At 45.7% G+C, this 11,699-nt stretch carries 3 protein-coding genes, 3 tRNA genes and 4 rRNA genes; 7 read left to right on the top strand and 3 right to left on the bottom strand.

What is annotated here, in order from left to right:
• Positions 1-3: 3 nt before the first annotated feature.
• Genes BTO08_RS11810 through BTO08_RS11800 form a run of 3 tightly spaced genes read right to left on the bottom strand, consistent with a single transcriptional unit; the run spans position 4 to position 3,822 of the window.
• Positions 4-1,323 carry an O-antigen ligase family protein gene (locus BTO08_RS11810; protein ID WP_105061070.1) on the bottom strand — a complete coding sequence of 440 codons (1,320 nt, stop codon included), beginning with the start codon at positions 1,321-1,323 and terminating at the stop codon, positions 4-6.
• A complete protein-coding gene (locus tag BTO08_RS11805) occupies positions 1,310-2,686 on the bottom strand; it encodes a lipopolysaccharide biosynthesis protein (protein WP_105061069.1) in 1,377 nt (458 codons plus the stop codon). Before BTO08_RS11805 ends, BTO08_RS11810 begins: the two co-directional genes overlap by 14 nt.
• The gene (locus tag BTO08_RS11800; protein WP_105061068.1) at positions 2,683-3,822 is read right to left on the bottom strand and encodes a glycosyltransferase family 4 protein; all 1,140 of its coding nucleotides are present in this window, start codon (positions 3,820-3,822) and stop codon (positions 2,683-2,685) included. Before BTO08_RS11800 ends, BTO08_RS11805 begins: the two co-directional genes overlap by 4 nt.
• Before the next feature lie 548 nt (positions 3,823-4,370).
• Here BTO08_RS11800 and BTO08_RS11795 point away from each other — a divergent pair.
• From BTO08_RS11795 to BTO08_RS11765, 7 genes are all read left to right on the top strand, one after another.
• A 16S ribosomal RNA gene (locus BTO08_RS11795) occupies positions 4,371-5,915 on the top strand.
• A gap of 99 nt (positions 5,916-6,014) precedes the next feature.
• Positions 6,015-6,090 (top strand) — tRNA-Glu (locus tag BTO08_RS11790).
• 2 nt (positions 6,091-6,092) lie between these two features.
• Positions 6,093-6,168 (top strand) — tRNA-Lys (locus BTO08_RS11785).
• Between the two features lie 31 nt (positions 6,169-6,199).
• A tRNA-Val gene (locus BTO08_RS11780) sits at positions 6,200-6,275 on the top strand.
• Positions 6,276-6,605: 330 nt separating this feature from the next.
• Positions 6,606-9,496: ribosomal RNA gene (locus BTO08_RS11775) — 23S ribosomal RNA — on the top strand.
• 130 nt (positions 9,497-9,626) lie between these two features.
• Positions 9,627-9,742, top strand: a 5S ribosomal RNA gene (gene rrf / locus BTO08_RS11770).
• A gap of 398 nt (positions 9,743-10,140) precedes the next feature.
• Positions 10,141-11,685, top strand: a 16S ribosomal RNA gene (locus BTO08_RS11765).
• Together the 16S, 23S and 5S rRNA genes with 3 tRNA genes alongside form the textbook arrangement of a ribosomal RNA operon.
• Positions 11,686-11,699: the final 14 nt, after the last annotated feature.

Here is an 11,699-nt window from a genome sequence, read left to right as displayed (position 1 = left end):
CTTTTAATCGAGTTGTTCGGTATTACGGGTTAATCGATCGGTTGCAATTAATAAGCTTAATAAAATATAAAAAGGCCACGTTGTTCCTTGTGTTAGAAAAGTACCACTGACAGAAAAGGAAACCATGCCAAGCCATAGCCCTTCAGCAAGTGGTTGATATGTTGTTTTTTTTAATCGTTTAAGTAAGCGGTAACTAAGTTGGAAAGTTTTTATTAACAAAGTAGTAAATAAGAACAGCCCGACAAATCCATTCTCAGCTAATATTTCAAACCAAGAGCTATGAACAGCATGGTTCTTACCATCCCAATGTACTGAGTAAAAATAGTAATTATTATAAAAATTACTTAGTCCAACTCCTGTCAATGGATGATCAACTGCCATCATTATCGCCGCACCCCAAGCATATAGACGCCCCATAGCAGACTCATCAATAGCGCCTGAACTAGCCGATGAAACAAATCTGTTTTCAATACCCGCAGCGACAAATAAAACAATGATCCCAAGGGCGGTAATGATAAGTGGTGTGACGATATTTTTACTACGAAGTAGCAGTGACATAAATACCACACTAATTATCCCCAGTTGCCCGCCTCGGCTTTCCGTTGCTGCAATACCAGCGAGGAGTGTAATACTGATGATCATAGCAATAATACGAGAAATGATGTGACCGTGAAAAATATAGACAGCAGTAAATGATAACGGGAATAAAAGGACTAAAGAGAGATCATTAGGATCACCTAGCATTGATCCAAATGCTCGCCCGATCGTGACACGCGTTTCTTCAACTAATCCAATCTCATAGTGTTTGTTATATAACGTAATAGACGCAATCAATAAACCACAAAGAAAGAGTAAAAAAGGAATTCTTTTCAGTTGAGAAATATGGGTGGGTAATAAACTAATAGCAAAAACCATTAAAACGATTTTTAGAAAGTTACCTGACAACATTTCAAATGATTCTTCTCTATTAGAAGCAAAAGCACAGCTAATACTGACCCAAAATGCAAAGCAAAGTAGCCACGTATGTAATGGATGCCACTTGAAGTTGCGATAGTTCATCCACAACTGCCAACTTAATCCGACCAAGCAAGCAAGTGCTAATAACTTTGGGATTTTAAAGGGTTCAAGAAATGGCATTGCTTCATGTAAGCGAAAATATGAAAAAAGAATAAACCAAATACAGAGTAAAAAGGCACGTTTAACAACAAAGGGTAATGCCAGTATCCCAAGAAAAGCAAAGTAATGTTTAAACGTGTAATTGCTAACAATAAAGCAACTTATCGTACTAAACAAAGCAATGATAATTTGCTTACCCCTTGTCATAGATCACCTGTAATACATGACGATAGTTACAAAGGTGACGCCAAGGCCAATAGACTTGAAGGCAAAGAAGAGAAGTTAATAGGATGAGAAAATAAGTGAGTTGATATTGCTGACAAAAACAAATCAACATAACAAGTGAAAAGCTGACAAACAAATCAGAGAGAGGGTACAACAGAGGGAGATGGTATTGACTATAAAAGTAAAAAATAAAAAGACGTAATGCTTGAATCGCAATTCCACAATAGATCAATGCGAGAATATCGAATAAGGGTAAGACATAAATAAAAACGAGTAACGATAGTAGTGTTGACAGGCTATTAATCAATAATATTCCCTGTCCATGTTCGTGGTAATAGCAGCCGACATTGAGAAAAGTACAACAGCCTTTTAACATTAACCATAATGCGATAAATGGGATAAGAACACTACTGTAATCAAATTCAGCATTAAGCCAAAACCGTAAAAAAATAGGGCCAAACAAAAGCACAAGAGCAGAAATAAGTACGCAAAGCTGACATGCTAAAATAGTAATATTGGCTAAGTGTTGCTTACGCTGCTCTGTATTGATGAAGCTAAATCGTTTTGGAAACCACCACAACGCAAAAGGTTCTATTAATAAACTAGCGGCAACCCCCCATTGCATTGCAATAGCATAAGGAGATACTGCTTCTACCCCTAAATAATGCGCGATAGCCCAACGCTCTGCACCTAATGAAATAAAACCCAATAATCCTGAGAGAGTTAGAATAGCGCCATATTTTAATAATGCGGGGCTAATTGAAAAATGCGGTATTGGCCATTGTTTATAGAGCAGAACACCACACACGACTTGTGCGATCAATCCCGCTAAAGCCATACCATCAACTTTCCATGTAGTGACCAACAAGAGCGTTAAGACTGCTTGCAATAATGCCGTGATAAGTAAAATACTTACAAAGTGTTTAGCATTGTTATCAATTCGCAGCTTTGCTAAAGGGATCGCGTTCAGAGAGTTAAAGTAAATAGTAAAAATAAAACAATTAAAGGCAAAAAGTGGTGGCGGCCCAGGTAAAAGCGCTTGAATATCGTGATTAAAAAAAACAAGCAGGCTTGTGATTATTGCGCCACATAATATAACTTGCCATAAAGCCTGACCTAACAAACGTGTTGGATTGGATGAATCATGATAAAAACGATAAAGACCATCAATGACGCCTAAGCTAATGATCAGTGATAGGAATGTAGTTAAGACTAATAAGACATCAAGCTTACCGTACTCTTCTAAGCCTAATTGATCTGTAACATAAGGTTGAAGTAGCAATCCTATTAGCTTACAAAAGACGATACCAATACCATAAACTGCAACAACCTTTAATGTGTTCATAGTGCTTCAATCCACTGTGATAGCCGTTGCGCTTGAGCTTTTGCAGTAAAGGTTTTCATTACATGCCGATAACCGAGCTCTCTTTGAATTTTTAATTCTTGATGGCTTTTTCGCTGGTGGTTTGTAATCGCCGTTGCTAACTCTTTAGGTGAATCTTTCTTTATCATCACTCCTATATCAGGGCAAAGGATCTCAGTACAGCCAACAAGGTTGGTAGTAATAATAGGGATTCCTAATGCAAGTGCTTCTTTTAAGACTAATGGACCAGTATCTGTATCACCATTTTTAGCAATGGTAAAAGGAGCAATTAGTCCTTGATAGCGTTCTGCGTGAGATCGAAGCCAATCTGCATTTTGACTTCCGAGAAAAGAAACAGCGTTTATGAGTCCATGCTGTTTACAAAAAGACATTAGCTCCGCTTTTAGTGGACCATCACCAACAAGATCAATTTCAATCGGGTGTTTTAGTAGTTGTACAGCCTTCAATAACGTTATAAGCCCTTTTTTTTCAACCAATCGACCAATAAATAAAAAACGTTTAGATGGAGACCAATCATTATTTAAAGTGGGATAGTTTTGTTCTTCAATCCCACAAGGTAAATAGTGAACTGGTGTTTTTGTTAGTGATTGCAGATGATCATGCATTGCCTTTGTCACAGCGCAGCAAAACTGACAATGGGAAAGCTTGGCTTGTAAATCTTGAGGTCCAGCATAGATATCAGCGCCATGCCCAACAAATGACACTGGAATATTCAATATTTTTGCCGCAACGATTGCAATCGCAGCACTATGCCAAGCAAAATGCGCATGGAGATGTCGACATTGGTAGCGATGTGCCCATAGCGCTAATTGTAGACCTTGCCGAAGAAGTGCGAGCTTTCCAAACTCATGTTGCTGGTAAATGAAGGGCAAACTTCTTACCGAACGGGTGATGTGGCGAAAACTATAGTAGGGAAGGTTTGAGGGATAGCTGCATTGCTTCATTAATGGAATATCAGCACGTTGAAAGTGTTGACCTTTTATAAATGAAAACGGAACAACATGATGTCCAAGTGCAATCATTGCTCTCATTTCAACGCCCGTGAACGTTTCAGATAAGGTAGGGAAACAAGGGATCACATAACCAATTGTCTTCATCACAGTGCTCCGCGAATGACTTTCAATAAAGAATTCAAACTTAGTGCCATGTTTCAGTGACACTTAAGTAAGAAAATCATCAGCTATTGAGACAGATTGCATCGCATCGTGATTAAACGTCTTGTGTTTTGCAATTAATCACTAAGCTTGAGTGAGTTTATGTAGTAGAAGAAAAGGCACAAATAGAGGTAAAAACAATCATCAATGGGAGTATTGTTTGAATTGTGAACACTCAGTTGTTTTTGTTTAATTTATGCTTGCCATCTTTGTTTTTGCTCTTATAATGCGACCTCACTGACACGGAGCAAGCCACTGGCTAGCAACGAAATCAGTATTGTTCTTTAACAATTTGACCATGCAATCTGTGTGGGCACTCGTTGAAAAGTTAAGTCGAAAGATTTATCAATGATACTAGTGACCAATACAAATAACTCATCTCTTTATAGAGAAGGATTATTTGGCACAGTCAATTCAAATATCCTAACTAGCTTCTAGTTAGCGGTATTTTAACAGTATTCATTGAGCCGGTCGAAAGACCAACAAAACTTTAATTGAAGAGTTTGATCATGGCTCAGATTGAACGCTGGCGGCAGGCCTAACACATGCAAGTCGAGCGGTAACAGATTGATAGCTTGCTATCAATGCTGACGAGCGGCGGACGGGTGAGTAATGCCTGGGAATATGCCCTGATGTGGGGGATAACTATTGGAAACGATAGCTAATACCGCATAATCTCTTCGGAGCAAAGAGGGGGACCTTCGGGCCTCTCGCGTCAGGATTAGCCCAGGTGGGATTAGCTTGTTGGTGGGGTAATGGCTCACCAAGGCAACGATCCCTAGCTGGTCTGAGAGGATGATCAGCCACACTGGAACTGAGACACGGTCCAGACTCCTACGGGAGGCAGCAGTGGGGAATATTGCACAATGGGGGAAACCCTGATGCAGCCATGCCGCGTGTATGAAGAAGGCCTTCGGGTTGTAAAGTACTTTCAGTTGTGAGGAAGGCGTTGATGTTAATAGCTTCAGCGTTTGACGTTAGCAACAGAAGAAGCACCGGCTAACTCCGTGCCAGCAGCCGCGGTAATACGGAGGGTGCGAGCGTTAATCGGAATTACTGGGCGTAAAGCGCATGCAGGTGGTCTGTTAAGCAAGATGTGAAAGCCCGGGGCTCAACCTCGGAACAGCATTTTGAACTGGCAGACTAGAGTACTGTAGAGGGGGGTAGAATTTCAGGTGTAGCGGTGAAATGCGTAGAGATCTGAAGGAATACCGGTGGCGAAGGCGGCCCCCTGGACAGATACTGACACTCAGATGCGAAAGCGTGGGGAGCAAACAGGATTAGATACCCTGGTAGTCCACGCCGTAAACGATGTCTACTTGGAGGTTGTGGCCTTGAGCCGTGGCTTTCGGAGCTAACGCGTTAAGTAGACCGCCTGGGGAGTACGGTCGCAAGATTAAAACTCAAATGAATTGACGGGGGCCCGCACAAGCGGTGGAGCATGTGGTTTAATTCGATGCAACGCGAAGAACCTTACCTACTCTTGACATCCAGAGAATTCGCTAGAGATAGCTTAGTGCCTTCGGGAACTCTGAGACAGGTGCTGCATGGCTGTCGTCAGCTCGTGTTGTGAAATGTTGGGTTAAGTCCCGCAACGAGCGCAACCCTTATCCTTGTTTGCCAGCACATAATGGTGGGAACTCCAGGGAGACTGCCGGTGATAAACCGGAGGAAGGTGGGGACGACGTCAAGTCATCATGGCCCTTACGAGTAGGGCTACACACGTGCTACAATGGCGTATACAGAGGGCTGCCAACCAGCGATGGTGAGCGAATCCCAGAAAGTACGTCGTAGTCCGGATTGGAGTCTGCAACTCGACTCCATGAAGTCGGAATCGCTAGTAATCGTGAATCAGAATGTCACGGTGAATACGTTCCCGGGCCTTGTACACACCGCCCGTCACACCATGGGAGTGGGCTGCACCAGAAGTAGATAGCTTAACCTTCGGGAGGGCGTTTACCACGGTGTGGTTCATGACTGGGGTGAAGTCGTAACAAGGTAGCCCTAGGGGAACCTGGGGCTGGATCACCTCCTTACCTAAAGACTTGCTGTTTAATGCAGTGTCCACACAGATTGCTTGGTTAAAATGTAAGAGAGCCACTTAATGTTGCCCAACAACATTAAGTATGAACATTGTCCCGTTCGTCTAGAGGCCTAGGACACCGCCCTTTCACGGCGGTAACAGGGGTTCGACTCCCCTACGGGACGCCAATGGGTCGTTAGCTCAGTTGGTAGAGCAGTTGACTTTTAATCAATTGGTCGCAGGTTCGAATCCTGCACGACCCACCATTCTTTCTCACGAAGGAAGTAAAACTATCGTGGGCGATTAGCTCAGTTGGGAGAGCACCTCCCTTACAAGGAGGGGGTCACTGGTTCGAGCCCGGTATCGCCCACCACTCTCTAAAAGTTTTCTGCACGGATTTCGCAGATTTAATGAAGAATACCTTTGTTAAGTCCGCATTTTTGTCGCTGAAAATCGTTAGAAAGTGGTTATCGTTAGATGATTGCATGCTCTTTAACAATCTGGAAAGCTGACTAGTAAATTCAATCGATAGATTGATTTTAAAAAATGTTTTTATCTTTAGATAAAAACGAGTTCTCAAACAATACACATTCAAGTGTCTTGTATCGAGTCCGGCGAAAAACCAACGTTTAATACTTTCTTGATCGAAGTGTTGAACACAAACCTTGGTTGTTTGAACATACGAAACCTCTTGGGGTTGTATGGTTAAGTGACTAAGCGTACACGGTGGATGCCTTGGCAGTCAGAGGCGATGAAGGACGTATTAACTTGCGATAAGCCCAGAGAAGGTAGTAAAAACCGGTGACTCTGGGATTTCCGAATGGGGAAACCCACGTGCATAAGCACGTATCATAGTGTGAATACATAGCACTATGAGGCGAACCGGGGGAACTGAAACATCTAAGTACCCCGAGGAAGAGAAATCAACCGAGATTCCGGTAGTAGCGGCGAGCGAAACCGGATTAGCCCTTAAGCTAGTTTTGCGTTAGGTGAAAGTTCTGGAAAGTTCTGCGATACAGGGTGATAGCCCCGTAACCGACAACGCATTATCAGTGAAAACGAGTAGGACGGGACACGTGATATCCTGTTTGAATATGGGGGGACCATCCTCCAAGGCTAAATACTCCTGACTGACCGATAGTGAACCAGTACCGTGAGGGAAAGGCGAAAAGAACCCCTGTGAGGGGAGTGAAATAGAACCTGAAACCGTGTACGTACAAGCAGTAGGAGCCCACTTGTTGGGTGACTGCGTACCTTTTGTATAATGGGTCAGCGACTTAATTTTAGTAGCAAGGTTAACCGTTTAGGGGAGCCGTAGGGAAACCGAGTCTTAACTGGGCGAATGAGTTGCTAGGATTAGACCCGAAACCGAGTGATCTAGCCATGGGCAGGTTGAAGGTGAGGTAACACTTACTGGAGGACCGAACCGACTAATGTTGAAAAATTAGCGGATGACTTGTGGCTAGGGGTGAAAGGCCAATCAAACTCGGAGATAGCTGGTTCTCCCCGAAAGCTATTTAGGTAGCGCCTCGGACGAATACTACTGGGGGTAGAGCACTGTTAAGGCTAGGGGGTCATCCCGACTTACCAACCCTTTGCAAACTCCGAATACCAGTAAGTACTATCCGGGAGACACACGGCGGGTGCTAACGTCCGTCGTGAAGAGGGAAACAACCCAGACCGCCAGCTAAGGTCCCAAAGTTATAGCTAAGTGGGAAACGATGTGGGAAGGCTCAGACAGCCAGGATGTTGGCTTAGAAGCAGCCATCATTTAAAGAAAGCGTAATAGCTCACTGGTCGAGTCGGCCTGCGCGGAAGATTTAACGGGGCTAAGCTATACACCGAAGCTGCGGCAATGCAGTTTACTGCATTGGGTAGGGGAGCGTTCTGTAAGCCGTTGAAGGTGAATCGTAAGGTTTGCTGGAGGTATCAGAAGTGCGAATGCTGACATGAGTAACGATAAAGGGAGTGAAAAACTCCCTCGCCGGAAGATCAAGGGTTCCTGTCCAACGTTAATCGGGGCAGGGTAAGTCGACCCCTAAGGCGAGGCCGAAAGGCGTAGTCGATGGGAAACGGGTTAATATTCCCGTACTTCTTATAATTGCGATGGAGGGACGGAGAAGGCTAGGTGAGCCTGGCGACGGTTGTCCAGGTCCAAGTATGTAGGCTGATGGTTTAGGCAAATCCGGACCATCTTAAGGCTGAGATACGATGTCGAGTTACTACGGTAACGAAGTCATTGATGCCATGCTTCCGGGAAAAGCTTCTAAGCTTCAGATTATAAGAAATCGTACCCCAAACCGACACAGGTGATCAGGTAGAGAATACCAAGGCGCTTGAGAGAACTCGGGTGAAGGAACTAGGCAAAATGGTACCGTAACTTCGGGAGAAGGTACGCTCCTAGCGGTGATGAGACTTGCTCTCTAAGCTGCCGGGAGTCGCAGATACCAGGTGGCTGCAACTGTTTATTAAAAACACAGCACTGTGCAAAATCGAAAGATGACGTATACGGTGTGACGCCTGCCCGGTGCCGGAAGGTTAATTGATGGGGTTAGACTTCGGTCGAAGCTCTTGATCGAAGCCCCGGTAAACGGCGGCCGTAACTATAACGGTCCTAAGGTAGCGAAATTCCTTGTCGGGTAAGTTCCGACCTGCACGAATGGCGTAATGATGGCCACGCTGTCTCCACCCGAGACTCAGTGAAATTGAAATCGCAGTGAAGATGCTGCGTCCCCGCGGCTAGACGGAAAGACCCCGTGAACCTTTACTATAGCTTGGCACTGAACATTGACCCTACATGTGTAGGATAGGTGGGAGACGTTGAAGCAACCGCGCCAGTGGTTGTGGAGTCAATCTTGAAATACCACCCTTGTATGCTTGATGTTCTAACGTTGGCCCCTTATCGGGGTTACGGACAGTGCCTGGTGGGTAGTTTGACTGGGGCGGTCTCCTCCCAAAGAGTAACGGAGGAGCACGAAGGTGGGCTAATCACGGTCGGACATCGTGAGGTTAGTGCAATGGCATAAGCCCGCTTGACTGCGAGAATGACAATTCGAGCAGGTGCGAAAGCAGGTCATAGTGATCCGGTGGTTCTGAATGGAAGGGCCATCGCTCAACGGATAAAAGGTACTCCGGGGATAACAGGCTGATACCGCCCAAGAGTTCATATCGACGGCGGTGTTTGGCACCTCGATGTCGGCTCATCACATCCTGGGGCTGAAGTCGGTCCCAAGGGTATGGCTGTTCGCCATTTAAAGTGGTACGCGAGCTGGGTTTAGAACGTCGTGAGACAGTTCGGTCCCTATCTGCCGTGGGCGTTGGATGATTGAGAGGGGCTGCTCCTAGTACGAGAGGACCGGAGTGGACGAACCGCTGGTGTTCGGGTTGTGTCGCCAGACGCATTGCCCGGTAGCTAAGTTCGGAATCGATAACCGCTGAAAGCATCTAAGCGGGAAGCGAGCCTCAAGATGAGTCATCCCTAGACCTTTAAGGTCTCTAAAGGGTTGTTGAAGACTACAACGTTGATAGGTCGGGTGTGTAAGTGCTGTGAGGCATTGAGCTAACCGATACTAATTGCCCGTGAGGCTTAACCATACAACACCCAAGGGGTTTTATCTCGTAAAGAGAAAAGCGGACTCCAAGTACACTTGAACGTGTAGAGAACACTAGTTAACTTTCCCAGATTGCTATTTATTGTCGATGACAATAAATAAAACCGAATTTGCTTGGCGACCATAGCGTTATGGACCCACCTGATCCCATGCCGAACTCAGTAGTGAAACGTAATAGCGCCGATGGTAGTGTGGGGTCTCCCCATGTGAGAGTAGGACATCGCCAGGCTCAACTTTTGAGAGCTCGTTCCCTGAACGGGCTTTTATTTCGCTCCAACTGATTGCAATGTGAGCGACGTCAAAAGAAGGTTTTCACTTTTTAACCAACTGGCTAAAAAGATGAGAGTTTTGTCTTGACTGAATATCAGAAAAGCGTATTATACGCCACCTGACTTGCTGAAGCGGTTAACGCTAAAGTGTTGAAAGTCTATGTTCTTTAACAATTTGACCATGCAATCTGTGTGGGCACTCGTTGAAAAGTTAAGTCGAAAGATTTATCAATGATACTAGTGACCAATACAAATAACTTCGGTTATTTGGCACAGTCAATTCAAATATCCTAACTAGCTTCTAGTTAGCGGTATTTTAACAGTATTCATTGAGCCGGTCGAAAGACCACAAAAACTTTAATTGAAGAGTTTGATCATGGCTCAGATTGAACGCTGGCGGCAGGCCTAACACATGCAAGTCGAGCGGTAACAGATTGATAGCTTGCTATCAATGCTGACGAGCGGCGGACGGGTGAGTAATGCCTGGGAATATGCCCTGATGTGGGGGATAACTATTGGAAACGATAGCTAATACCGCATAATCTCTTCGGAGCAAAGAGGGGGACCTTCGGGCCTCTCGCGTCAGGATTAGCCCAGGTGGGATTAGCTTGTTGGTGGGGTAATGGCTCACCAAGGCAACGATCCCTAGCTGGTCTGAGAGGATGATCAGCCACACTGGAACTGAGACACGGTCCAGACTCCTACGGGAGGCAGCAGTGGGGAATATTGCACAATGGGGGAAACCCTGATGCAGCCATGCCGCGTGTATGAAGAAGGCCTTCGGGTTGTAAAGTACTTTCAGTTGTGAGGAAGGCGTTGATGTTAATAGCTTCAGCGTTTGACGTTAGCAACAGAAGAAGCACCGGCTAACTCCGTGCCAGCAGCCGCGGTAATACGGAGGGTGCGAGCGTTAATCGGAATTACTGGGCGTAAAGCGCATGCAGGTGGTTTGTTAAGCAAGATGTGAAAGCCCGGGGCTCAACCTCGGAACAGCATTTTGAACTGGCAGACTAGAGTACTGTAGAGGGGGGTAGAATTTCAGGTGTAGCGGTGAAATGCGTAGAGATCTGAAGGAATACCGGTGGCGAAGGCGGCCCCCTGGACAGATACTGACACTCAGATGCGAAAGCGTGGGGAGCAAACAGGATTAGATACCCTGGTAGTCCACGCCGTAAACGATGTCTACTTGGAGGTTGTGGCCTTGAGCCGTGGCTTTCGGAGCTAACGCGTTAAGTAGACCGCCTGGGGAGTACGGTCGCAAGATTAAAACTCAAATGAATTGACGGGGGCCCGCACAAGCGGTGGAGCATGTGGTTTAATTCGATGCAACGCGAAGAACCTTACCTACTCTTGACATCCAGAGAACTTAGCAGAGATGCTTTGGTGCCTTCGGGAACTCTGAGACAGGTGCTGCATGGCTGTCGTCAGCTCGTGTTGTGAAATGTTGGGTTAAGTCCCGCAACGAGCGCAACCCTTATCCTTGTTTGCCAGCACATAATGGTGGGAACTCCAGGGAGACTGCCGGTGATAAACCGGAGGAAGGTGGGGACGACGTCAAGTCATCATGGCCCTTACGAGTAGGGCTACACACGTGCTACAATGGCGTATACAGAGGGCTGCCAACCAGCGATGGTGAGCGAATCCCAGAAAGTACGTCGTAGTCCGGATTGGAGTCTGCAACTCGACTCCATGAAGTCGGAATCGCTAGTAATCGTGAATCAGAATGTCACGGTGAATACGTTCCCGGGCCTTGTACACACCGCCCGTCACACCATGGGAGTGGGCTGCACCAGAAGTAGATAGCTTAACCTTCGGGAGGGCGTTTACCACGGTGTGGTTCATGACTGGGGTGAAGTCGTAACAAGGTAGCCCTAGGGGAACCTGGGGCTGGATCACCTCCTTACCTAAAGACTTGCT

The organism is Photobacterium angustum (assembly GCF_002954615.1).
Lineage (GTDB): Bacteria > Pseudomonadota > Gammaproteobacteria > Enterobacterales > Vibrionaceae > Photobacterium > Photobacterium angustum_A.
Note: the sequence above shows the minus strand (reverse complement) of the source record. Positions and strands in the feature narration are given on the sequence as shown.

Bases quoted from the DNA above. Each gene is read 5' to 3' on its own strand.
- BTO08_RS11810 (WP_105061070.1), bottom strand. From the start codon at position 1,323: ATGACAAGGGGTAAGCAAATTATCATTGCTTTGTTTAGTACGATAAGT.
- BTO08_RS11805 (WP_105061069.1), bottom strand. From the start codon at position 2,686: ATGAACACATTAAAGGTTGTTGCAGTTTATGGTATTGGTATCGTCTTT.
- BTO08_RS11800 (WP_105061068.1), bottom strand. From the start codon at position 3,822: ATGAAGACAATTGGTTATGTGATCCCTTGTTTCCCTACCTTATCTGAA.